We start from the raw sequence: 24,179 nt of genomic DNA, 5'->3' as shown, positions 1-24,179 counted from the left end.
GCGTGTGGCGGGTTCACCTCGATCGGCCTGACGGCGCGAGGTGGGCCCCGCTGCTTTCCGCCCAGGAAAGGGCCCGTGCGGCGGCGCTGGCCGACCCGGTCGAGCGCCGCCGCTTCACGGTCGCGCACGGCGTCCTGCGCGCGGTGCTCGGCCGGCTCGGCGGCGTGCCGCCGGCCGGGCTGGTGTTCGGCGCGGAGGACAACGGCCGGCCGTATCTGGTCGGCCATCCGATCGACTTCAACCTGTCGCGCTCGGAGGAGTGGGCGCTGATCGGGGTGGCTCCGCCGGGCCTGCGGGTGGGCGTCGACGTCGAGCGCGTCCGCCACAACCTGGACCACCTGGCCATGGCCCGGCACCTGTACCAGCCCGCCGAGGTCGACCACCTGACCCGGGCCGCGTCCCCCGTAGAGGGATATTTCCGGTTCTGGTGTGCCAAGGAGGCGTATGTCAAAGCGGTCGGGGTCGGCCTGGCCGGCCTGCGGGACACGCTGGTGACGCCGGAAGGGAACGCGACGGTGGGTTCGTCGCGTTCCCTTCGCTGGCTGGACGTGGCGCCCGGTTATGCGGGCGCCGTCGTTACGACCGCTGTCACGACCGTTTCGACACCGGCACCACGTACCGGCTGAACACCAGGTCCCGCAGCACGTCGTCGCCGCCCTCCACGATGGACACGTACCGCACGTCGCGCAGCAGCTTGCCGATCACCGCGTCGTGGGTGTACCCGACGCCGCCGAACATCTCCGACGCGGCCGAGGCGATCTGCCAGCCGGTCTGGCCGCAGAACATCTTCGTGGTGAGCGCCGCCTTCAGCGTGCCCACCCGGAGGAACTCCTCGCCCGCGTCGGGCCGGGCCGCGATCTCGTCGTACCGGCGGGCCGCGGCCAGGCACTGGTTGGCCATCACGTCGATCTGCACCTCGAACTGGCCCAGCTTGGCCGCGAACACCGCGTTGTTGGCCAGCGCGGAGCCCTTGACCTGCTTGGACCTGCCGTACTCCAGGCACACGTCGCGGATCCGGCGGGAGATGCCGAGCGCGGTCGTGGCGATCAGGATGCGGCTGGCGTTCAGGCCCACCTCCAGCAGCCGCAGCCCGTTGCCGCGCAGCACGTTGGCGGCCGGCACCCGGCAGTCGGCCAGCGTCACCTGGTAGGTCGCCGAGGAGCGCAGCCCCAGCACGTCCCACCGTCTGTCGATCCGGACGCCCGGCGTGTCCCGGGGGACCAGCACGGCCAGGTAGCCGGCCGGGTCGTCCTCGGCGCGGGCGATCACCACCAGGAACTCGGCGAAGTCGGCGTTGGTGGAGAACGCCTTCTCCCCGTTCAGGACGATGTGGTCGCCTTCGCTCCTGGCGGTCGTGGTGATCCGGGCCAGCTCGCTGCCGGCCGCGTGCTCGCTGCCGAGCGTGGCGCAGAAGCCGTTCCCGGCGACCAGCTTGCCCAGGTAGTGGTCCCGGAGTTCGGGGGAGCCGTACCAGGAGAGCATGCTGGTCGTCAGGACCGGGATGAACAGGGTGAAGGCGGCGCCCGCGTCGGCGTAGGCGAGTTCGGCGACGATCCGGACGCTCTCCTCCAGGCTGAGGCCGGGGCCGCCGTGCTCCTTCGGCACCCACCAGTTCGCCAGGCCGGTGTCGGCGAACCGCTCGTACAGCGGGAGCGGGGCCTCGGCCAGCGAGTCGAGGTAGGCGTCCTGGCCGACCAGTTCCCTGCGGGCGAACGCCTGGACCGCCCGCAGGTACTCCGGTTGCTTCACTCCGCCTCCCGGTCGTCGAGCAGCTCGGCCAGCAGGCGCACCGTCGGGCACTCCAGCAGGCCGGTCACCGGGACCGACGCGTTCAGCGCCTTGCGGATCCTGGTGGTCAGCTCGATCGCGAGCAGCGAGTGGCCGCCCAGCTCGAAGAAGTTGTCGGTGGCGCCGATCGGCTCGATGCCCAGCACCCGCGACCAGATGTCGGCCAGCGCCGCCTCGGTGCCCTCCTTCGGCTCCACGTACGGGTTGTTGAGGTCCGGCCGGGGGTGGCGCTCCTGGTCGTCGAAGGCGTCGTCCACGCTGTGGATGTCGCCGGTGACCCACTGCGTCAGCCGGCCTTCCAGCGGTCCTGTCGAGATCACCAGGTGCCCGACCCTGTCGGTGGCCGACAGGGCCCGCTCGAAGATGTCGACGCCCTCCGCCGGGGCCATCGCGAAGCCGACGACGGCCTCGCTGTGGCCTTCCAGGCGGCCGGCGTCGATGCTCCAGGTGTCCCAGTCGACGGTCACCCAGCGGCCCCGGTCGCCCACCCTGGCCTGCCGGATGTAGGCGTCCAGCGCCGCGTTGGCCGCCGCGTACGGCGCGAGCGTCATGCCGCCCAGCACCGCCGCGATGGACGACAGCGTGATCCGCCGGTCGGGGGCCTGCCCGCCGAGCACCTTCTGCAGCACGTGGAAGCCCTTGACCTTGGCCGCCATGTGGGCGTCGCACTGGTCGCGGTCCATCAGGTGGGCGAAGTTGAAGTACGCCCCGTCCTGCACGCCCGCGCCGTGCACCACGACGTCGATCCCGCCGAACCGCTCGACCGCGGCCGCGACGACGGCCGCCATCCGCTCCTCGTCCGCCACGTCGGCGGACAGGCACAGCACGGCCGCGCCCCGGCTCTCCAGGTCCAGGATGTTGCCGATGTGCCGGGCGGTGCGCTCCCCGCCTGGGGGAGTCTCGGCCAGGAACGCGTCCCACTCCTCGCGGGGCGGCAGCGGCGACCTGGCGGTGAGCACCAGGTTGCAGCCGTACGCGCCGGCCAGGTGCCGCGACAGCACGAGCCCGACGTCGCCGAGGCCGCCGGTGATCAGCACGGTCTCGCCGTTCCTGATCGGGCGGGTCTCGTCGGTCAGTTCGTCGATCGGGAACTGCTCGTAGGTCCGCAGCCAGGTCTCGCCGGCGCGGACCGCGACCGGGCCCTCGTGCGGGGTGAGGATCGCGGCCAGGAGCTGGGTGGTGAGCTGCCCGAGCGCGGCCTCGTCGCCGGGCTCGACGGTGTCGGCGTCGATCGTCCTGGCCCGGATCCGGGGGTTCTCCTGGGACAGGCTGGGGGCCAGCGCCGCCAGGGTGGCCTGCTCGGGGTGGCGCAGGTCCGAGCCGAGCACGCCGACGGCCTGCGAGGTGAGCAGGGCGAGTTCGGCGCGCGGCGCGGAGCCGGTGTTGTCGACCAGTTCCCTGGCCAGCGCCAGCACCGACAGGAAGCCGCGGCGCTGCTCGGCGTCGAAGTGCTCGACCGGGTCCTGGCCCGGTTCCGGCGTGACCCCGGCCAGGCTGAACCCGTGGACGATCGCGCGTGGCGCGACCACCAGCGAGTACAGCAGGTCGGCCATGTCGTCGGGCTTGTCCGGCTGGAGGGTGAAGTCTCCGGCGTCGTCCTGGGTGAAGGCCGGGCCGCGCCGTACCGCGGTGACCTCGGCGCCCGCCGTGTTCAGGCGGTCGATCAGGGCCTCGCCCCTGGCGTCGTCGGCGAAGACCAGCCAGGGGCCGCCCGCCCGCAGCCGCTCGTCCAGGTCGGCGACCGCGAACGGGCGCTGCTTCCAGGTCGGCAGGTAGGTCCACTTCGACCGGTCGAAGGTCTTGTCGTTGCTGACCGGGGCGGCCTGCATGTTCGGGTTGGCCTTGACCCAGTAGTGGCGCCGCTGCCACGGGTAGGTGGGCAGCTCGACCCGGCGGCCCGCGCCGCGGTGCAGCGCGGTCCAGTCGATCGTGCTGCCGGCCTGCCACAGCCGGGCCAGCGTGGCCAGCAGCCACTCGGCCGCGGGCACGCCCTCGGCGGGGGCGACGGTGATCTCCTCGACGCCGGTGGCCGGGCCCGGGTCCTCGCGCGGAATCTGCACGCCCAGGCGGCGCAGCCCGTCCGACAGCGCGCCGAGCGCGTCGTGGCGGTCGGTGCCGTCCTCGATGCCGAACACGGCGTCGACCGCCGCGAGCAGCTCTGGCCACCAGGTCTCCGGCACGCCGTCCGGCGTGACCAGGCGGACCTTCGGGTTGCGGCGCTGGGTCTTGGCGTTGATCCAGCGGGAGGAGTCGGCCAGCGCCCGGACCGCGTCGTCGCGGTCGGCGACCACGACCGCGCGCCGCCGGGCGAAGCCGCCGCGTGACATCTGCAGCGTGAACGCCACGTCCGCGAGGTCCTCGCCGGACTCGCCGGCCAGATGGCCGGCGAGCCTCTCGCCCAGCTCGTTCAGCGCGTTCTCGTCGGCCGCGGAGAACGTCAGCAGGTGCGGGCCCGGCCTGGCCTGGCGTACCTCGCGCGGCGGGGCCTGCTCCAGGACGACGTGCGCGTTGGTGCCGCCGAGGCCGAACGAGCTGACCCCGGCCCGGCGCGGGTGCGGACCCTCGGGCCACGGCCGGTGCTCGGTCAGCACGGTGAACCGGTCCTGCGCCGTGGCCAGCGCCGGGTTCGGCTGGACGTAGTCCGGCACGCCCTGCAGCAGCTCGTGCTTGAGGCTCAGCGCGGCCCGCATCAGCCCGGTCACCCCGGACGCCCGGTCCAGGTGGCCCAGACTCGGCTTCAGCGAACCCAGCACGGCCGGGATCTCGCGCGGCTGGGTGAACACCCGGTTCATCGCGGCCAGCTCGATCGAGTCGCCCAGCATGGTGCCGGTGGCGTGGCATTCGACGTACCCGATGGTGTCGGGCTTGACCCCGGCCACGCCGAGCGCCGATTCGATCACCTCGGCCTGGCCGTCCACGCCCGGCGCGGTGTAGCCGGCCCGCATCCGGCCGTCGTTGTTGGCGGCCGAGCCGAGGATGACGGCGTGGATCACGTCGCCGTCGGCGATCGCGTCCGACATGCGCTTGAGCGCCACCGTGCCGACGCCGCTGCCCATCACGGTGCCGCCCGCCTCGGCGTCGAAGCTGCGGACCTTCCCGTCCGGCGACATGATGCCGCCCTGCTCGTACAGGTAGCCGGCCGGCTGGGGGAGCGGCGTGAACGCGCCGCCGGCCAGCGCCATGTCGCACTCGTAGGTGAGCAGGCTCTGGCAGGCCAGGTGCACCGCCACCAGCGAGGTGGAGCAGAACGTCTGCACCGACACGGCCGGGCCGCGCAGACCCAGTTTGTACGACACCAGCGAGGCCAGCGAGTCACGCTCGTTGCCGATCGCGATCAGCATCGCCCCGCCGGGCTGGCGGGCCAGATGGGCGATGTTCTGCACGACGTAGTCGGGGAACCCGCACCCGCCGAACACCGCGACCTGTCCAGGCACGTCGGTGGGACAGTAGCCGGCGCTCTCCAGCGCCTCCCACGAGCACTCCAGGAACAGCCGGTGCTGCGGGTCCATCATCTCGGCCTCGCGGGGGTTGATCCCGAAGACCGTCGCGTCGAACTTGTCCAGGTCGGCCAGCGGGCCGCCGATCCGCACGTAGCGCGGGTCGGCGATCTGCCCCGGCTCGACGCCGGTCTCGCGCAGCTCCGCGTCGGTGATCTCGCGCAGTCCCTTGATCCCGGACAGTACGTTGCGCCACAGTTCCGCGACGCTGTCCGCGCCGGGGAATCGACCGGACATGCCGATCAGCGCCACCGCCGAGTCGTAGTCGGTTTCCGTCATGACGTCCTCCCGCTCCGGAGCATGTTGCGCCGCTGTTCGATGCGCGACGAGCGCTGCTGTTCGCGTACGTCGGCCGTCTGCTCTTCCTTGGCCTCGCCCGCGGTGGCCGCTTCGGCGAGCGATGAGATCGTGGGCGACTGGTAGAGGATGTGCGGCGGCAGGTAGGACAGCTCAAGCGCTTTCCGGACCTCCGTGATGATCTCCATGCCGAGCAGCGAGTTGCCGCCGAGCTCGAAGAAGTTGTCGTGCACGCCGACCGACTCCAGGCCGAGCGCCTCGGTCCACACCTCGGCGATCTTCTCCTCGGTCTCGTTCTGCGGCTCGACGAACGCGGTCGACAGGTCGGGCCGTGGGTGCCGTCCGAACGCGTCCCTGAGTTTCTTGACCGTCGCCTGGTGGCTCTCGATCGAGGACTTGCGGCTCATCGCGACCAGCGGCGCGAAGTCCTGGGTGGAGGCGACGACATGCCGCTCGCCGCTGCCCAGCACCCGCATCAGGGTCTCGAAGCCGTCCTCGTAGCTGAGCCCGAACAGGCCCCGGTACCAGGTGAAGTACTGCTTGGAGCCTTCGTCGTAGTTCTCCAGGCCCTCGGTCCAGCCGTTCCAGGTCCACTCGCACCAGTCGACCGAGGTGACCAGCGTGCCGGGCAGCGGGTCGCTGAGCGCGAAGGAGTCCAGGAAGGCGTTGGCCGCGCAGTAGTCGACCTGGCCGGCGCCGCCGCCGGTGGCGGAGGTGGTGGAGGAGTACAGGGCGACGAAGTCGACCGGCACGTCCTTCAGCACTTCGGCCAGGGCCAGCGAACCGGCGACCTTCGGCGCCAGCGTCCGATCGATGTCGGCCACCGTCTTGAACTGCATCAGGCCGACGGCCGGTACGCCGGCGCAGTGCAGGACGCCGTTGAGCTCGCCGAACGTCTCGATCGCGGCGTCGACCGCCCGCCGGACGTCCGCCACCTGGGACACGTCGCCGGCCACCGTGATGACCTTGGTGCCGTTGCCCTCCAACCGGCGCAGCCCTTCGACGCGCCGCCGTACCTCGTCGGCGGTGGTGGGGGCGGCCAGGATCTGGCTCCACTGGTCCTTCTGCGGGACCGGGGTGCGGCCCATCAGGACCAGGTTGGCCTGGTACTTCTCGGCCAGCAGTTCGGCCATGCCCAGGCCGATGCCGCCCAGGCCGCCGGTCACCAGGTAGGTTCCGCCGCGCCGTACCGCCACGGTCGGGTTCGTCCTGTCGATGGTGGCCGCGTCCAGCACCTCGTAGCCGGGCGTCCACCTGCGGCCTTCGCGCAGCGCGACGACCTGGTCGACGGGGTCGGCCCGCAGCTCGGCCAGCAGCCCCCGCAGGGCGGCAGGTCCGGTGTCGGCGTCGATGTCGATCAGGCGGGTCTTGACCCTCGGGTACTCGACCGGGATGAGCCTGGTCGGGCCGAGCATCGTGTTGCGCTCGGGCAGGATCGGGTCGCCGGTCAGCACCTTCTGGCTGCCGACGGTGACGATGTCCAGCGCCCAGGCCGGCAGGCCCAGGTCGACCGCCGCGCGGGCGAAGGAGACCAGCGTGTGCAGGCCGCGCTTGAGGCACTCCTGGGTGGCGTCGCCCTCGGCCGGGGCCGGGTCGGCGGTCCACAGGTGCACCACTCGCTCCGGCTGGAAGCCCCGGCCGCCGAGCGCGCGCAGCGCGGCGACGACGTCCTCCTGGGAACCCGGCCGGACGACGATGCCGTCAGGGCCGTCCTGGTAGGCCTCGCCGGGCCGGACCAGGACGATCTCGTGGCCGAGCGCGTCCAGCGCGCGGTGGACCGACGCGGTCAGCGTGTCGGCCAGGCCGGCGTCGGCGTAGATCAGCCACTTGGTGAGCTCTTCTTCGCGGACCAGCTGCGGCGCGGTCTGCCGCCACACCGGGATGTTGATCCACCGCTCGTCCGGCAGGCGCGGCAGCGCGGTCGCGATGCTGGTGGGGTCGCTCTCGTCCAGCATCGGCGCGCCGGTGCCCAGCGCCGACTGGTCGATCTCCAGCCAGTAGTCCTGGCGCTCGAACGGGTAGGTGGGCAGCGGCACCCGGCCGGGTGTCCAGTCGCTGTCCGTACCGGTGTGCAGGGCTTCCCAGTCGACCGGCACGCCGGCCAGCCAGAGCTTGCCGACCGCGGTCGCGGTGGCGGCGAGCGTCTCGACCTGGTCGCCCTGGCCGGGCAGGGTGGTGACGATCAGCGGCCACTGGTTCCGGTCGCAGTCGGGGTGGCCGCGGGTCAGCGCGCCGAGCGACTGCCCTGGGCCGATCTCGGCCAGGGCCAGGTCACCGCCGTGCAGCACGTGCGCGAGCCCGGCGCCGAACTCGACCGTCTCGCACATGTGGCGGGCCCAGTAGCCGGGGTCGGTGACGACCTCGGCGGTGGCGATCGCGCCGGTGACGTTGCTGACGTAGGGGATGACCGGCGGGTTCAGCGTCACGTTGGCGTTGATCCAGGAGGTCAGCTCGGCCGCGATCGGGGCGAGCATCCTGGAGTGGAACGCGTGCGTGGTCTGGAGCCGGCGGCAGCCGATCTCGGCCGCCCTGAGCAGCGCGGCGGCGGCCGTGACGGTCTCCTCGGGACCGGCCAGCACCAGCTGCGAGCCGGTGCGGACCGCGACGTCCAGATCGAGGTCGCCCAGCACCGCCTTCAGCCGCTTCTCGTCGGCGGCCACGGCCAGCATCGCGCCCTCGGGCTGGGAGGTGATCAGCTTGGCCCGGTAGGCGACCAGCCGGAGCGCGTCGGCCAGCGACAGCACCCCCGACAGGCAGGCCGCGACGTACTCGCCGAGGCTGTAGCCGACCATGATCTCCGGCTTGACGCCCCAGCTCATCAGCAGCCGGGCCAGCGCGTACTCGGCGACGAACACGGCGGGCTGGATCAGATGCGCGTTCGGGGTGGCCTCGGGGGCGGCGTCGCCGGTCCGCCCGAGCAGGGCGGCCAGGTCGGGGGCCTTCCCGCCGGATGCGGCCGGGACGAAGATGTCGGACAGCTGGGACGCCTCGGTGAGGCCCAGCACGCTGACGCATTCGTCCACGTCCGCCCGGAAGCCGGGCTCCTCCTGGTACAGCGCGGCGACCATGCCCGGGTACTGCTCGCCGACCCCGGCGATCAGGAACCCGGTCTTGCGGCCGACCGTCGTGTCGGTACGGCCCAGCGGTCCAGCGGGGTCCGCGAGCACCGCGGCGGCCTTGGCGTTGCCGTCCGCGATGACGACCTTGCGGTGGTTGAAGACCTTGCGGCCCACCTGCAGGGTGTAGGCGACATCGCCCAGGTCCAGGCCGGGTTCGGCGGTGAGGCCCGCGCCCAGCCGGGTCAGCGCCCGCTCGGCGGCGGCGGCCGACCTGGCCGACACCGGGAGGATCTGCCAGCGGCGCGGGCGCGCGGGGCGCGGGGCCGGGAGGGGGGCCTCGAAGATGATGGCGTGCGCGTTGGTGCCGCCCATGCCCAGCGAGCTGATCCCGGCGATCCGCGGCCGGTCGGCCTCGCGCGGCCAGGGGGTGGGCTGGGCCGTCACGTAGAACGGGCTGGTGTCGAAGTCGATCTCGGGGTTGGGCGCGTTGTAGTGCAGCGTCCCCGGGATCAGTTCGTGCCGCAGCGACTGGACGACCTTGATCAGGCCGGTCACGCCGGAGGCGCGGTCCAGGTGGCCGACGTTCGGCTTGATCGATCCGAGGATGCAGAACTGCTTCTTCTCGGTCTGGCCGAACGCCCGGGTCAGCGCCGCGACCTCCATCGGGTCGCCGACCTCGGTGGCGGTGCCGTGCGCCTCCACGTACGAGATCCGGGCCGGGTCCACGCCCGCCTTCTCGATCGCCTTGGACACGCAGCGGCGCTGGCCGTCGATGCTGGGGGCCAGGTAGCTGAACTTCATCGCGCCGTCGTTGTTGATCGCCGACGCGCGGATCACCGCGAGCACCGTGTCCCGGTCGGCCATCGCCCGGCCCAGGGGCTTCAGCGCGACCACGGCCGCGCCGTCGCCGAACATGCTGCCCCGGCCCTCGGCGTCGAAGGTCCGGACATGGCCGTCGGGCGACTCCTGGCCGCCCTCCTCCCAGAGGTAACCGGTCCGGTCCGGAACCCGGATCGACACCCCGCCCGCGAGCGCCATGTCGCACTCGTCCCGGCGCAGCGCCTCGCTGGCCAGGTGCAGCGCGACCAGCGAGGTCGAGCAGAAGGTCTGCACGCTCACGCTCGGCCCGGACAGGTCCAGCCGGAACGACACGTTCGTGGCCAGCGAGTCCTTGTCGTTGCCGATCATCAGCGCGGACGGATCCATGCCCATCGCGAACGCCTGCAGCCGGGTCAGCAGATAACCGCTGATGTTCATGCCGGCGAACACGCCGACCGTGCCGCGGTTGCCGGACGAGCCGTAACCGGCCGACTCCAGCGCCTCCCACACGCATTCGAGGAAGAGACGCTGCTGCGGATCGGCCAGCGTGGCCTCGCGCGGGTTGTAGCCGAAGAACGCCGCGTCGAAGCCGCGGACCTCATCGAGAATCGGCCGGCTCCGGACGTAGTTCGGTTTCGAGAACGTCCCCGCCGGGACGCCCGCCTCGATCAGTTCCGCGTCGGAGAATCGCGTGAAGGATTCGACGCCGGTGCTGATGTTCCGCCATAACGTTTCGACGTCATTGGCGCCTGGGAATCGGCCGGCCATGCCGATGATCGCAATATCGGACTCGTCCGCGGCGTGTTGCGAGTCACCAGGTGGATGTTGCTGATTCATCAACATGCCCCTATTCACTACTGATCACCGAATCTATTCTGGAGAAATCGATGGTGCCGATTGAGGTCAGAGCAGCCCGCCGCGGCCCCAGCCGCGGGTGAGCCGGCGAACCGCGAACGCGCCGGCGACCAGCGCGATCCCCAGCAGGATCGCCGCGGGCAGCAGGGTGCCGGCCGTGTCGCCTGCGACGGCGGCCTGGAGCATTTGCAGGGCCCAGTAGCCGGGCGACAGCTGCGCGGCGACCTGCGCCCAGTCCGGCATCAGGCTCAGCGGCACCAGCGCCCCGCCGAGTGAGCTGAGCGTCAGCGCGCCCACGTCCGAGATCACGCTGAGCTCGCCGTGGCTGCGCACGATCGCGGCCAGCAGCGCGCCGATGGCCAGCAGCGTGAACGCCCAGACCAGGATGGACATGAGGACCAGCGGGATGTTGCCGGGGATGGGCAGGCCGATGACCAGGCAGCCGTACGTCAGGAGGATGATCTGCTGCAGGACCATCACCAGATACATCGGCAGGGTCTTGCCGATCAGCAGCTCGGCGGCCGGCGCCCGGCTCACCCGGAGCCGGTCCCAGGTCTTCCAGGTCCGCTCGGCCAGGATCGCGTTGCCCGCGATGGAGATCGCGAACACCGAGAACATGACCAGCAGCCCGGTCACCACCTTGGTGGTGCCGCCGTCGACCGCCCGCACGTAGAGCGGCTTCAGGACCAGCATCAGGACCATCGGCATGACCACGTAGCTGATCGTCTGGCCGGGGTCGCGGAGCCGGATGATGGTGTTGTGGTTCGACAGCGCGCGGATCCGGTACACGGATTCGCGCAGCGCGGCGATCGGCCCGACGCGGTAGCCGGTGTCAAGAAGCATCGCTGACCGCCAGGGATCGGTAGAGGTCGTCCAGGGAGGGGTTGTGGACCTCGATCGTGCTGATCGGGCGCTCTGCCCGGCTGAGCAGGTCGATCAGGGTGGCGGCCGGCTGCGTGGTGGAGACGCGGACCTCCTCCTCGTTGTCGTGGATGAGGCGCACCTCGCCGGGCAGCCCGTCCACCAGCTCCTCGTAGGTCCCCCGCGCGATGATCCGGCCGCTGCGGGCGACCGCGATGGTGGCCTGCAACTCCACCAGTTCGGGCAGGTAGTGCGTGGTGTAGACGATGGCCGCGCCGTCGCCGGCGCGCTGCTTGACCACGTCCAGCATCGCCTCGCGGGTCTCCAGGTCGGCGCCCGCGGTCGGCTCGTCCAGCAGCAGCAGACCGGGCCGGTTGATCAGCGCGGTGGCCGCCTGAACGCGGCGCTGCTGCCCGCCGGACAGCCCCGCCTCCCGCCTGTCGATGAACGCGCCGAGCCGCAGCGCGACGGTCAGCTCCTCGATGGCGCTGTCCAGCGCGGCGCGGCGCAGGCCGGCCAGCTTCCCGAACAGGACGAGATGCTCGCGCACGGTGATCGACGGGTAGAGGGCGATGTGCTGCGGCGCGATGCCGACCTTGCCCTTGTTGGCCGACGGAGGACGGCCGTCGATGGTCACGTGACCGCTGTCCGGACGGATCAGGTACGACACGATCTCCACGAAGGTCGTCTTGCCCGCGCCGTTGTGCCCGACCAGGCCGACGATTTCACCGGCCGCCACACTCAGGCTGAATCCGTCCAATGCGAGGACCGAGCCATATCGCTTGACAAGATCGATGGCTTGCAGCAACGTGTCACCTCCTTGAGTATTCACATCGAAAAGACAGTGCTTTTCGCGTGTCTCGCGAATTGTTAATTCGGGTTGAATACGATTGGCCGATGAAATCGAGTTACCGCTACAGTAGCGGCGGGCGGCCCGGCCGCTATTGGCAAGAAGTGGCCGGGGACAACAGGCCAACGGATAGGGGTCACCCCCCTAGGCGCCGCCCCGGAAAAACAGGGGTCGCGCGTTCAACCGCGGCCGGGCAGTCTGACCTGTGAAGACGCCATGTCGGCCCTTGACAGGAGTGGTCTGTTCCTATTGACGAACAGCTGTCATGCTCGCTGGGTGACTATCGAACGCTCTGACACGAAGTTGCCGGAGGAAGGCGAAAGTCGCCGTGGGGGGCTGCCATCGTTCGCGGCAGGCCCGATCGCCGCGGTCGCGGCGCTGCTCGCACTCCTGTTGACCGCCTTGTCCAGCCGGTACGGATTCCATCGGGACGAGCTCTACTTCATGGTCGCCGGCGACCACCCCGACTGGGGATACGTCGACCAGCCGCCGCTGACCCCGCTGCTCGCCCGCGCGAGCACCGCCCTGCTCGGCGACACCCCGTTCGCGCTCCGCGTCGTCGCCACACTGCTCTGCGTGGCCACGGTCGTGACCGTCGCCCTGATCGCCCGCGAACTCGGCGGCGACCGCCGTACGCAGTCCGTCGCCGCCTGCTGCGCGGCCACGTCCGCGATCGTCCTGGGCCTGGGCCATCTGCTCGCCACCGCGACCTTCGACATGTTCGCCTGGCTGCTGATCAGCCTGCTGACGCTGCGCCTGCTCCGCACCGGCGACGGCCGCTGGTTCCTGGCGATCGGCGTCGCGATCGGCGTCGGCATGGAGAACAAGCAGCTGATGGCGCTGCTGGTGGTGAGCCTGTTCGCGGCGCTCCTGCTGGCCGGGCCGAGGCACGTGCTGCGCACCCGCTGGCTGCCGATCGGCGCGCTGGTCGCGCTGGTCATCGCCGCCCCCAATCTGATCTGGAGCGCCGCGCACGGCTGGCCGCAGTTCGCGGTCGCGGCCGGGATCAGCGAGCACGACGGCGACGAGAACCGCTCGATGTTCCTCCCGCTGCTGATCGTGCAGCTTTCGCCGATCTTCGTCCCGATCTGGGTGGCGGGCCTGATCCGGCTGTGGCGGGACCCGTCGATCCGCTGGGCCCGGCTGTTCCCGGTGGCCACCTTCCTGCTCGTCGCGATCGTTCAGTTCACGGGCGGCAAGTCGTACTACGTGCTGCCCTTGCTGCTGGTGGCGATGGCCGCCGGGGTGGCGCCCATCGCCGGCTGGGCGCGCCCGCCCGTTCTCGTCTCGGCCGTCGCGGTCGCGGCGGTCGTCAACGTCGTCATCGCCCTTCCGGTCCTGCCCCCCTCCCTCGCGGGGTTCCCGAACGCGTTGAACGGCGAAGTGGGGGAGCAGATCGGGTGGCCGGAGTTCGCCGGGTCGGTCGCGGGAGCCTGGAACCAGATCCCCGAGCCGGACCGAGCCCGCGCCGTCATCTTCGCCCAGAACTATGGCGAGGCCGCCGCGATCGCGCGGTACGGCCCCGGCCACGGCCTCCCCCACGCGTATTCAGGACACATGAGCTACGCCGACTGGGGTCCGCCCCCGGACACCGCCAACGGCCCCGTCCTGCTGATCCACGCCGCCGAGAATCGCCGCCTCGCCTCCCGGTTCACCGACTGCCGCCTCCTCGGCGCGGTCGACACCGGCTACGACCTCGACAATCAGGTCGGCGAGCAGGTCGTCCAGCTCTGCGGCGCCGCTCCCGTCCCCTGGTCCACCCTCTGGCCGATCCTCCGGCGCACGTGATGGTGACACCTATGAGCGGGCAGAAGCTGCCACCGGGCGCCCGGTCAATCGCGGCTCCCGACGACTTAGCCTGGCGGCATGCGTGTAGGTCGTCTGATCGGGTCGGGACGCGACTGCGACATATACGAGGCCGGAGCGGGCAAGGTCATCCGGCGGTCCAAGAACGGGCGGAGCCTGGAACGCGAGGCGTCCGTCATGCGGCACGCCGCCCGTGGCGGCTTTCCCGCGCCCCGGGTGTACGACGCGGAAGGCCCCGACATCCTGATGGAGCGCATCGACGGCCCGAGCCTCTTCCAGTCCGCCGCCGCCCATCCGTGCCGGAGATCCGAACACGGCGCGCTCCTCGCCGACCTGCTCGGCAAGCTGTCGGTCTTACGCGCCCCCGGCTGGCTCCCCGCGGTCTGCGGCGGCGGCCAGCTGCTCCACCTGGACCTGCACCCCCACAATGTCCTGCTCACCCGGGACGGCCCCAAGGTCATCGACTGGGCCACCGCCGGGCGTGGCGCCTCCGCGGCGGATGTCGCCTCGACCTGGCTGGCCCTCGCGTCCGCTCCGCTGACCGATCCCGATCTGCGTCATGGCCGCGCCGTCATGCTGGCGGCCTTCCTCGATCGGGTCGACCGGGAGGCGGCCCGGCCGTACCTGAACGTGATGGCGGAGCGCCGCCGTACCGACCGAAACGCCGACAATGCGGAGACGGCCGGCATCGACCGCCTCCTCGCCCGCGAACACCTCGTGAGCGGCACGCCCCTTGAGGAGGCAACCAATGGAAGATCGACGTGAAGTTCGGGTATCCGACGGCGATCGCGAGGCCGCAGTCGCCAGGCTCCTGGCCGCCGTGGACGAGGGCCGCCTCAGCCTGGACGAGTACAACGACCGGATGGGCCGCGCCTACACCTCGGTCACCTACGCCGACCTGGACAACCTTTTCTTCGACCTGCCCAGCACCGCCCCCAGCGCGACTCCCGCCGCCACCGCCACCCAGACCAGGACACTGACCGTGTCGACGGGGGCGCTGCCGCGCTGGCTCAAGGTCGTCTGGGTCCTGTGGGCCGCCAAGGTCGCCCTCAACCTGGCCATCTGGGTCCTGCTCAGCATCACGGAGGGCGAACTTCTCTACTTCTGGCCGATGTGGGTCTTCATCCCGCCGGGCGCGGCCCTCCTGGCCCTCAGCTACGCCGTCACGATGACCCGGCCCAACCGGTCGTGAATTGAGGAAACCCCAGCTCACGACATGTGCGCTGGGGTCTTCGAGTTCAGAGTTCGGTGGCCGTGATCTGGTCGGCGGCGGCGATCAGGCGGCTGGCGGTGCGGTCCACGTCCAGGTCGATCATGGAGACGATGCCCAGGCTGGCGTCCATCGCGTGGCCCTCCGAGGCGTACAGCGGGACGGCGATGCCGACCGCGCCCGGGGTCAGGGTGCCGCGGGAGACGGCGTAGCCGCGGGATCTGGCTTCGAGCACGGCTTCGGAGTCTCGCGGTTGCGGGTCGCGGGACATCATGATGGCGATGCCGCTGGCGCCCTGCGCCAGGGCGTGGCGGGCGCCGCTGCGCTGGGAGAGGTGGAAGACCGCGTCGGAGGGTTCGACCACGGCGAGGACGACCGCGTCGTCGCCTTCGGCCACCACGCACTGGGCGGTGACGCCGAGTTCCTCCGCCAGGGTGCGCAGGTGGGGGAGGACGGCCCGGCGCAGGTGGGGGTTGGCCTGGCGGGCCAGCTGGATGACGCCGAGGCCCAGCCGGTAGCGGCCCGAGCTGCCTTCTGCGGCCAGGCGGTGGCTGCGCAGAGTGGTCAGCAGCCGGTAGACGGCCTGCCGGTGCATGCCGAGCGCGGCGGCCAGTTCGGCCACGGTCATGTCCCGGTCTTCGGCGGCGAGCAGTTCGAGCAGTTTCAGGCCCCGATCCAGGGTCTGTGAACCGCTGACCGGAGTCGCGCCCTCGACGGCGTGATCACCTGCGCCCAAAACGAAGTCACCCCTACCGCTGTCGGTGTCCATCCGCCCGGAGCAGTTCGCTGCATCCGAGTCATGCTCCGATGACCTTGTTGGCCGCGGCGTCGCGCCCCGCGATCCGGCCGAACGCGAGGCATTCCGCGATGCTGCCCCCGCCGGCCGGATAGAGCAATCCGTGCAAGGATCCTAGCTCACCGGCGGAGTACAGATTCTCCACGAATCCGCCCCGGACCGAGACCACGCGGCTTCGCGCGTCCCGGCGTGGGCCGCCCAGGGTGTGGGAGCCGCCAGGCCACAGCGGCAGCGCGAAGTACCGGGGACCGTTGATCGGCGTCAGCGTGGCCGGGTCCCGGCCGAAGTCGGCGTCCGTCCCGGCCGCGCAGCAGGCGTTGTAGCGGGTGAGTGTCGTCTCCAGCGCCGCGGGGTTCAGGCCGCATCGCCCGGCCAGTTCGGCGGGGGAGTCCGCGGACAGGATCCAGCCGCGGCGTAGCTCCTCGGTGTTGTCAGGGCTCCAGGCGAGGTCGCCGACCGGGCCGGTGGGGCCGGAGTAGGTCGGGACCAGGGTGGCCGCGTCGAACCTGGCCTGGTCGAAGATCCACCAGGTCGGTACGCGGGGATGGGTGAGCCGGGTCGCGTCCATGGCGAGGAGTTCCAGGTGGGCGGCGTGCTGCGGGCCCGGCTCGCCGAGGAACCGGCGCGCGGAGGCGTCCACGAAGATCGAACCGGGTGGGCGCCGGTCCGCGGCGGGCCCGAATCTGCCCGAACCCCACAGGTCGACGGCGGTGCCTCCGCCGTACCCGCTGTCCGGAAAGCGGGCCACGAAGTGGCCGGGCCAGACGTTCATGTGCCAGAGTTCGGCGCCCGCCTCCACCCCCATCGCGATCCCGTCGCCGGTGTTGTGTTCTGTGCCGTAGAAGTGCACGGGGGTGACCGGCAGGTGCTGCGTCTTCAGCCGCTCGCTAGCCTCGAAGCCGCCGACGGAGAGCACCACGCCCCGGCGTACGCCGATGCGTTCGTCCCCTTCGAGCAGGACTCCGGTCACCGCGCCGCGCTCGTCGGTGAGCAGCCAGCGGGCGGCGGTGCCGTACTGGACCTCGATGCCGCGTTCGGCGACGAGGTGGCGCAGGAAGCCGTGCATCGGGCAGCCGGTGTAGCCCGGGGGGCGTGGGCCCGGTTTCGTCTTGTAGACGGTGATCGCGTCGTGGCCGGGGATGGTGTGGTGTTCGCCGAGGATGCCGGTTTCGGTGAAGCCGCCGCCGTGGCGCTCCAGCCAGGCGGGGTTGGCGGCGGTTTCGACGGCCCAGGTGCGGATCAGCTCGGGGTCGACGGTCTCGCCGTTGACGGCGTAGAGCGCGGTGAGGTATTCGACCGCGCGCTCGACGTCCGTGGGCACCAGGAAGAAGCCGGCGGCGTACCTGCTGTTGGGCCGGTGGTCGTGGGACGGCTGCTTCTCGACGACGAGGACCTCAGCGCCTTCGTCGTGCGCGGTCATGGCGGCGACCGCGCCGGCGTCGCCGAAGCCGAGCACGAGGACGTCTACGGTCCGGTCGAACGGCCCGGAGTGGTACATCGCGATCTCCTTGGTCAGAGGCCGAGCAGGCGGGCCGCGTTCTCTTTGAGGATCTTCGGGCGGACCTCGTCGCGGATATCCAGCTTGTCGAAGTCGGCCAGCCATCGATCGGGTGTGATCATCGGGAAGTCGGAGCCGAACAGCACCTTCTCCTTCAGCAGGGTGTTGGCGTACTGCACCAGCTGCGGCGGGAAGTATTTGGGGGACCAGCCGGACAGGTCGATGTGCACCTTCGGCTTGTGCAGGGCGACCGCGAGGGCCTCGTCCTGCCAGGGGAAGGACGGGTGGGCCAGGATGATCTGGAGATCGGGGAAGTCGGCCGCCACATCGTCGACGTGCATCGGGTTGGAGTACTTCAGGCGCAGTCCGCCGCCGCCCGGGGTGCCCGCGCCCGCGCCGGTCTGGCCGGTGTGGAACAGGGCGGTCAGGCCGTGCTCGGCGAGCACCTCGTACAACGGGTAGGCCATGCGGTCGTTCGGGTAGAAGCCCTGCGACGTGGGGTGGAACTTGAAGCCGCGGACGCCGTACCGCTCGATCAGGCGGCGGGCGGTTCTGGCGCCGGCCGCGCCGCGGTGGGGGTCGATGCTGGCGAAGGGGATCAGCACGTCGGCGTGGAGTGCCGCCTGCTCGGCGATCTCCTCGTTGGCGGGGTGCTGTTCGCGTCCGCTGACGTGCATGGTGTCCACGGTGAAGACGACCGCGGCCATCCGGCGCTGCCGGTAGTAGTCGGCGATCATCGGGATCGTGAACCTGGTGACCTGGCCCGCCTTGAAGTACTCGGCCATGGCGGCGAAGCCGTCGCCGTCGGCGGCCTGGTCGTCGAGGACGGACGCCTGCACGTGGGTGTGCACGTCGATCGCCGTCAGCGCGGCCACGTCCATGATCGGGCCGCTCATTCCGTCTCTCCGGTGACCAGCGCGGTCGCGGTGCCGGTGAGGACCGCGGTTCCGGCGGCGTTGACCGCGACGAGAGCGATCTCGGCACGTCCCTCGGCCATGCTGGTTACGTTGGCGGTGACGGTGAGGGTGTCGCCAGGCCAGACCGGGGCCTTGAATCTGGCCCGGTAGCGGAGGATGTTCTCGTGCCCGAACCAGTCGGTGAGCACCCGCCCGGCCAGGCCCATGGTGAGCATGCCGTGGGCCATCACGGTGGGGTTCCCCGCGATCTCGGTGGCGTACGGCTCGTCGGTGTGCAGGGGGTTGTAGTCGCCGGAGGCCCCGGCGTACATGACGATCTGGGTGCGCTTCAGGTCGGTGACCACCACCCGGGTGACCTGGGTCATCGTGCCTCCTCGACCCGCACCGACACCGTGGTCGATCGGGCGACGAGCTTCTCGTCGGCGTCGTAGAACTCGAAGTGGCGCTCGGTGAAGTGGAGCACGCCCCGGCTGCCCGGCTTCTGCCAGGTGCGGCCGTCGCCGCGCCGCGCGGACAGGGTCTCCCCGACCCGGATCGGCCGGAAGTACTCGAACTCCTGCTCCGCGTGGAGCCCGCCGGTGCCGTTCGAGGACACGCCCGGTCCTGCCCCTGAGCCGTTCCAGGGCTTTCCCGGCTGCATCCGCAGCGGCCAGTCCGGGTCGAACTGGGCGAACGCGATCGGGAAGGTGGGCGGGACGGCCGCCGTCTCCTCGCCCAGGGCGCGGGCGAAGGCCAGCACGTGGCCTCGCTCGATCGGGAACGGTATGCCGGTCACGCTGTCTCCTCGGTGGAAGTCCGGTCGGTCACCAGCTGCCTGGCCAGCGAACGGTTGGCCTTGCCCGCGGGCGTGCGCGGAACCACGGCCACCCGAATGATCCGGCGCGGGCTCTTGTAGGCGGCCAGCCGATCGCGTACGTGCTGGATCAGCTCGTCGTCCGGCACCTCGCCCAGCGCGCCCGCCGGGGCGACCACCGCGGTCACGATCTGACCCCAGCGCGGGTCGGGGATCCCGACCACGATCGCGTCGTCCACGGCGGGATGCGTGATCAGCGCCTGCTCAACCTCCTCGGGGAAGACCTTCTCCCCGCCGGTGTTGACCACGCCGTCACCCCGGCCCAGCAGGATCAACCGGCCGTCCGCGTCCAGCGAGGCCAGGTCACCGGGCACGGCGTAGCGCACCCCGTCGATCGTCCGCCAGATCCTGGCCGTCCGGTCGGGGTCGTGCAGGTAGCCGACCGGCTGCGGACCGGCACTGGCCAGCACGCCCACCTGCCCGCTGCCCGGCTCGACATCCCGGTCGTGCTCGTCCAGCACCCGGGCCACCGAGGCCAGCGAGAACCGCCCGTCGGCCACCTCGGCCTCCGAACTCACCTCGGCCAGCCCGAACGGGCCGCCCTCCGAGGCGGAGATGTTGTCGACCAGGGTCAGCTTCCGGCCCCGGCGCAGCAACTCGCGTTTCACCTCCGCGCTCCACAGCACCCCAGAGCTGGTGATCCGCCGCAGACTTCCCAGCTCGTACGGTCGCCCGTCGCGCTCGGCCGCCTCCAGCGCCGCCGTCAACGGGCGGCCGAAGGCGTCACCGACGATGACCATCTCGGTCACCGCGTGGTGTTGCACGGTCTGCCACACCTCGTCGGCGTCCAGGGACCGGGAGGCGCTGAAGCAGAGCACGCCCCCGCCCATCAGGGTGCGCATCGAGTTGAAGAAGCCGGTGCCGTGCATCAGCGGCGACATCGGCAGCACCACGGGGACCTGGTCGCCGGCCTGAAGCGCGCGGACCGCCGCGCCGACCTCCGCCGGCGTCCGGGGAGTGGCGAGGCCGTGCTGCCGGAAGATCGAGGTGAAAATGCCGAGCAGTCCGTCGCGGTCCCAGATCACGCCCTTGGGCGTGCCGGTGGTGCCGCCGGTGAGCAGGATGATGCCGTGCGGGGAGTCCTCGGTGGGCGCGAAGCCGGTGGCTCCGGACCCGGCCGCGTGCTCGTACGGCAGCGCCTCCGGTAACGACGCACCCCCGCCGACCTCAACCAGGGCGATCGGCGCGGCCAGTTCGGAGACGACCCCGCCTAACCGCTCGGCCAGGCTGACGTCGTAGACGAGTGCCGCCGCGCCGGTGTATTCGAGGACGTACCGCAGTTCCTGCTCGCGGTAGCGGTAGTTGACGTTGACCGGCTGGGCGCCGAGTTTGAACGCGGCGTACACGGCCTCCACGTATTCGAAGGAGTTGAAGAGGGCGATGGCCACCGTCGAGCCGGCCCGCACGCCCCGTTCGGCGAGTGCCGCGGCCACGCGTTCGGCGCGGGCCTCCAGTTCGCGGTAGCCGCGCTGCCGGTCGCCCTTGATCATGGCGGGCCGGTCGCCCGCCGCCAGCGCCGCCGCACGCAGTGCGGCGGCCACGCTCATTGTCGGCTCAGGCAAGGTGGCCTCCTATCCGGGTGAATCCACGTAGTAGGTCTCGCGACAGGATGAGTCTCTGGATCTCATCGGTCCCCTCGAAGATCCGCATCGCGCGGACCGCGCGATACCAGCCCTCCAGCGGGAGTTCCTTCGAATAGCCCATCCCCCCGTGGATCTGCAGGGCCCGGTCCACGACCCGGCCCACCATCTGGCAGCAGAAGAGTTTGGCCATGGCCACGGAGTGGCGGGCGTCGGCGCCCCGGTCCACGTCCCACGCGGCGCGCAGGGCGAGCCAGCGGGCCGCCTCCAGTTCGGTCTCCGAGTCGGCGATCATCCACTGCACGGCCTGGTTCGCGCCGATTTTGCGGCCGAAGGTCTCGCGCAGGTTGGCGTAGTCCACGGCCATCCGCAGGCAGCGTTCCGCGATGCCGACGCAGTGGGCGGAGATCACGTGCCGGCCCTTGCCGATCCAGCGTTTGGCCAGGTCGAACCCCGCGCCCACGTCGCCGAGCACTTTCCCGGCCGGGACCCTGACCTGGTCGAAGAAGAGGGTGGCCGGTTGGTGCCAGCTGCCCATGGTCGGGATCGGGGTCGAGGTCCAGCCGGCGTCGCGGTCCACCAGGAACGCGGTCGAGCCGTGGCGGGCGTCCCGGTCGGTGACCGCGATGACGATGGCGTAGTCGGCGTCGTCGCCGTTGCTGATGAAGGTCTTCTGGCCGTTGATCACCCAGTCGGCGCCGTCCCGCCGCGCGCTGGTGCGGATCGCCGCGGCGTCGGAGCCCGCGCCGGGTTCGGTGAGGGCGAAGCAGCCGAGCCGGCGGCCCTCGATGGTCGGGAGCAGGTACTCCTCCTGCTGGGCGGCGTCCGCGCCGTACAGGATGTTGTCGGCCTCGCCGCCGAAGCGGAACGGCACGCAGGTTCTGGCCACCTCGATGTGGATGAGGGACTGGGTGAGGGCGGGCAGCGCCATTCCGCCGTACCGCTCGGGGGCGCTCATCCCCCAGAAGCCGAACTTCCTGGCCTTGGCCTGGAGGGAACGTTCCTGCTCTCTCGGCAGGCGGGCCGCGCCGGAGCGGAGGAAGTCCTCCTCCAGGGGCAGCAGTTCCCTGGTGACGAAGGCTCGGGCGGTGTCGCGGATGTCGCGCTGCTCGTCGGTGAGCTGGAAGTCCATCAGCTCGCCCCAGGGCCGCGACCGGCCGGGCGTGGCGGCAGGCCGTGGGCGCGCACGTTGGAGATCATCGCCGCGTCCAGCATCCACGCCTTCGCCAGCGCCGGGTCCGCCGCGATCTGCGACATCCGCCGCCGGAAGCCGAGCCGTTCCGTCTCGTCCTGTTCGGCCATCTCGGTGGTGGTGCGGTGGGTGAGCTCCTGCACCGCCTCGATGGCGGCCTTGCGGCGGCGGTGCGCCCAGGCGTCCAGCACCTCGGGGCCCGCCCCGTCCAGCAGCACCTTGCCGAGCTGGACCGACAGGTCGAACGCGTCGTGGATGCCGCCGTTGAGGCCCATGCCGCCCATCGGGCTGTTGACGTGCGCGGCGTCGCCGAGCAGCAGGACCCGGTCGTGCCGGAAGTTGCCCGCGACCCGCTGGTGCACGGAGTAGATCTTCCGTTCCCGCAGCGGCAGCTCCGGGTGGTCGCCGAACAGGGCGCGCAGCCGCCCGGCCACGTACGCGTCGGTCAGGGCCTCCGCCGCGCCGAGCTCGGGCCGGACCGCGACGACGATCCGCCACACGTCCGGGACCCGCAGGATGAGCAGGTGCTCGCCGGGGTCGGCGATGTAGTTGACGTCGCAGATGCCCGGCAGCAGGGTCTCCACCGGGTAGTCGATGCTCAGCACCAGGTAGCGGTGGTCGTAGGTGAGGCCCTCGAAGCTGGTGCCGAGGGCTTTGCGCACGATGCTGCGCGCGCCGTCGGCGGCCAGCACCCAGCGGGCCTCGACCCGCTCCCCGGCGGCGGTGGTGAGCACCGCGGCGTCGGCGTGCTGGGTCACCCCGGTGATGCCCTCGCCCATCCGCATCCCGACCTCCGGGTGCCGCCCGCCCAGGACGTCACTGATGATCTGGGTGTACTTGTACTGCTCCAGCTGGAGCCGGAACGGGTAGTCGGTCTCGTCGGCCAGCAGGCCGAAGTCGAACTCGGCGATCAGACCGTCCCGCCGGTCCCTGATCTGGTAGGTCCGCGCGATCAGGCCCTCGGCCAGCATCGCGTCGGCGATGCCGAGGTCGCAGGCGATCTCCAGGGTCGGCGGGTGGAAGGTGGAGGCCCGCCACTCGGTGCTGAGCCGCTCCTCCTCCTCGAAGACGGTGACCGCGATCCCGCGTCCGGCCAGCGCCAGCGCGGCGGTGAGCCCGACCGGACCGGCCCCCACCACGGCGACGTCGAGCACGCCCATCACCCGGCCCATTCGACGATGTGGTCGCACATGGCGGCGGCCAGGTCGGGGCGGCCCTGGAAGTAGTGGTCGGCGCCCTTGATCTCGACCAGTTCGCGCTGGTCGTGGCCGACGGCGTCGTACATGCCGCGGGCGTGGCTGGGGAAGGCCGCGCAGTCGGCGGAGCCGGACACGACCAGGACGGGGGCCTTGACGCCGGGCAGCTCCCGGTAGGCGTTGGCCCGGCTGTGGTCGTAGCTCCACTGGCTGAGCCAGGAGCGCAGGCTGGTCAGGTGCCCGAGCGAGGCGGGCTGGTAGTTGGCCGCCCACGGGCTGCCCCACAGGGTGCCGGCGACCCGGTCGGAGGGGTCCAGGGTCAGGTCCAGGAAGCGCGGGTCGGCGGCGGTGCCGTGGACGACGAAGGGCAGGTCGTCGGGGCCGTCCAGAGCGCGCAGCGCCTCGATCTGCTGGACGGCCCAGCCGGTGATCCGGCGGTTGCGGGCGATCTGCGCCCGGCGGTAGCGGGTCACGAACTCGGGCCCGTACGCCGGCCCGTTGGCGGGCTCGAACATGTCGAGTTCCGGATCCCGACCGAACGGCTGATGCTCGTCGGTGATCGCCGGGTCGAGCCCTTCGGTGTAGACCACCGCACGGCCGGGATGGGCCATGGCCAGGACGAGCCGGTCGGCCGGAATCAGGTCGGCGGCGGTCAGATCCGCGGGATCCCCGGCGGGCGTGTGGGTGATGGTGGGCGTCTCGGCCTGCGCCTGGTACAGCGCGGCCAGCCCGCCGCCACCGGAGTTGCCCACCAGGATGATCCGGTCATAGCCGAGTTCACGCAGGTGGCGGATGGCCGCGCCAACGTCCAGGACGCAGTTCTCCATGATCAAAGCGGAGTCGTTGCCGACGTACCGGGTGGCCAGGCCGACGGCGGCCACCCCCCGGGACGCCAGCTCCTCCAGCGCGTAGTGGCCGATGAAGTTGGAGGACGGGTGCACGATCAGCACCGCGGTGCCGGCCGGGCGCCGGTCGTCCTTCCAGAGGGTGGCCCAGATCTTCCCGCTCAGCCGGGCGACGCCCGAGTTGATGTCGAGGCGCCCGCCCGGCGTCATCGGTACGGGAAGTAGTTCGCGGGTCAGCACGGGCGGCTCCTGAAGGTCGG

General features: G+C 71.3%; 18 protein-coding genes. 4 read left to right on the top strand and 14 right to left on the bottom strand.

The features are described 5' to 3' along the window. Window positions 1-2 precede the first annotated feature (2 nt). On the top strand, window positions 3-626 hold the full coding sequence (locus tag Acor_RS06475; RefSeq protein WP_170316812.1) for a 4'-phosphopantetheinyl transferase family protein: 624 nt from the start codon (window positions 3-5) through the stop codon (window positions 624-626). Here Acor_RS06475 and Acor_RS06470 read toward each other — a convergent pair. The 5 genes from Acor_RS06470 to Acor_RS06450 form a co-directional block, all read right to left on the bottom strand. Further along, window positions 589-1,749, bottom strand: a complete 1,161-nt coding sequence (locus Acor_RS06470) for an acyl-CoA dehydrogenase family protein (RefSeq protein ID WP_155335624.1) — start codon at window positions 1,747-1,749, stop codon at window positions 589-591. The two genes, Acor_RS06475 and Acor_RS06470, sit on opposite strands and share 38 nt — an antisense overlap. After that, window positions 1,746-5,564: an SDR family NAD(P)-dependent oxidoreductase gene (locus Acor_RS06465; RefSeq protein ID WP_155335623.1), complete on the bottom strand. Its 3,819-nt coding sequence runs from the start codon at window positions 5,562-5,564 to the stop codon at window positions 1,746-1,748. Before Acor_RS06465 ends, Acor_RS06470 begins: the two co-directional genes overlap by 4 nt. After that, the gene (locus Acor_RS06460) at window positions 5,561-10,297 is read right to left on the bottom strand and encodes a type I polyketide synthase (protein WP_281353165.1); all 4,737 of its coding nucleotides are present in this window, start codon (window positions 10,295-10,297) and stop codon (window positions 5,561-5,563) included. Before Acor_RS06460 ends, Acor_RS06465 begins: the two co-directional genes overlap by 4 nt. Before the next feature lie 66 nt (window positions 10,298-10,363). Next, on the bottom strand, window positions 10,364-11,158 hold the full coding sequence (locus Acor_RS06455) for an ABC transporter permease (protein ID WP_155335621.1): 795 nt from the start codon (window positions 11,156-11,158) through the stop codon (window positions 10,364-10,366). Continuing rightward, window positions 11,148-11,984, bottom strand: a complete 837-nt coding sequence (locus tag Acor_RS06450) for an ABC transporter ATP-binding protein (RefSeq protein WP_155335620.1) — start codon at window positions 11,982-11,984, stop codon at window positions 11,148-11,150. The genes Acor_RS06455 and Acor_RS06450 overlap by 11 nt, the downstream gene beginning before the upstream one ends. 318 nt (window positions 11,985-12,302) lie before the next feature. On the opposite strand from Acor_RS06450, the gene Acor_RS06445 reads away from it, so the two are divergent. The 3 genes from Acor_RS06445 to Acor_RS06435 all read left to right on the top strand — a co-directional run bounded on the left by Acor_RS06445 (window position 12,303) and on the right by Acor_RS06435 (window position 15,024). After that, window positions 12,303-13,814 (top strand): glycosyltransferase family 39 protein, encoded by a 1,512-nt coding sequence (locus Acor_RS06445; protein ID WP_218034152.1) that lies wholly within the window; start codon window positions 12,303-12,305, stop codon window positions 13,812-13,814. Window positions 13,815-13,892: 78 nt separating this feature from the next. Then, window positions 13,893-14,597, top strand: a complete 705-nt coding sequence (locus Acor_RS06440; RefSeq protein WP_155335618.1) for a phosphotransferase — start codon at window positions 13,893-13,895, stop codon at window positions 14,595-14,597. After that, a complete protein-coding gene (locus tag Acor_RS06435; RefSeq protein WP_155335617.1) occupies window positions 14,581-15,024 on the top strand; it encodes a DUF1707 SHOCT-like domain-containing protein in 444 nt (147 codons plus the stop codon). Before Acor_RS06440 ends, Acor_RS06435 begins: the two co-directional genes overlap by 17 nt. A 46-nt stretch (window positions 15,025-15,070) precedes the next feature. Here the strand turns inward: Acor_RS06435 and Acor_RS06430 are convergent, their stop codons facing one another. From Acor_RS06430 to Acor_RS06390, 9 genes are all read right to left on the bottom strand, one after another. Next, entirely contained in the window at window positions 15,071-15,778 is a 708-nt protein-coding gene (locus Acor_RS06430; RefSeq protein ID WP_170316810.1) for an IclR family transcriptional regulator, read from the bottom strand. Between the two features lie 61 nt (window positions 15,779-15,839). Continuing rightward, entirely contained in the window at window positions 15,840-17,336 is a 1,497-nt protein-coding gene (locus Acor_RS06425; protein WP_170316809.1) for an FAD-dependent oxidoreductase, read from the bottom strand. A gap of 14 nt (window positions 17,337-17,350) precedes the next feature. Further along, entirely contained in the window at window positions 17,351-18,232 is an 882-nt protein-coding gene (locus Acor_RS06420; RefSeq protein ID WP_281353163.1) for an amidohydrolase family protein, read from the bottom strand. Next, window positions 18,229-18,618: a MaoC/PaaZ C-terminal domain-containing protein gene (locus Acor_RS06415; RefSeq protein ID WP_155335614.1), complete on the bottom strand. Its 390-nt coding sequence runs from the start codon at window positions 18,616-18,618 to the stop codon at window positions 18,229-18,231. Before Acor_RS06415 ends, Acor_RS06420 begins: the two co-directional genes overlap by 4 nt. Next, window positions 18,615-19,028 (bottom strand): FAS1-like dehydratase domain-containing protein, encoded by a 414-nt coding sequence (locus Acor_RS06410; protein ID WP_155335613.1) that lies wholly within the window; start codon window positions 19,026-19,028, stop codon window positions 18,615-18,617. The genes Acor_RS06415 and Acor_RS06410 overlap by 4 nt, the downstream gene beginning before the upstream one ends. Further along, the gene (locus Acor_RS06405; RefSeq protein ID WP_155335612.1) at window positions 19,025-20,668 is read right to left on the bottom strand and encodes an AMP-binding protein; all 1,644 of its coding nucleotides are present in this window, start codon (window positions 20,666-20,668) and stop codon (window positions 19,025-19,027) included. The genes Acor_RS06410 and Acor_RS06405 overlap by 4 nt, the downstream gene beginning before the upstream one ends. Further along, window positions 20,661-21,821 (bottom strand): acyl-CoA dehydrogenase family protein, encoded by a 1,161-nt coding sequence (locus Acor_RS06400; RefSeq protein WP_218034164.1) that lies wholly within the window; start codon window positions 21,819-21,821, stop codon window positions 20,661-20,663. Before Acor_RS06400 ends, Acor_RS06405 begins: the two co-directional genes overlap by 8 nt. Beyond that, window positions 21,818-23,050, bottom strand: coding sequence for an FAD-dependent oxidoreductase (locus Acor_RS06395; protein WP_155335610.1), 1,233 nt, complete (start codon window positions 23,048-23,050; stop codon window positions 21,818-21,820). Before Acor_RS06395 ends, Acor_RS06400 begins: the two co-directional genes overlap by 4 nt. Further along, window positions 23,038-24,159, bottom strand: a complete 1,122-nt coding sequence (locus Acor_RS06390; protein ID WP_174876112.1) for an alpha/beta hydrolase — start codon at window positions 24,157-24,159, stop codon at window positions 23,038-23,040. Before Acor_RS06390 ends, Acor_RS06395 begins: the two co-directional genes overlap by 13 nt. Window positions 24,160-24,179: the final 20 nt, after the last annotated feature.

The sequence above is a fragment of the Acrocarpospora corrugata genome, assembly GCF_009687845.1.
In the GTDB taxonomy this organism is placed as follows: domain Bacteria; phylum Actinomycetota; class Actinomycetes; order Streptosporangiales; family Streptosporangiaceae; genus Acrocarpospora; species Acrocarpospora corrugata.
This window is presented reverse-complemented; position numbering and strand designations above follow the sequence as displayed.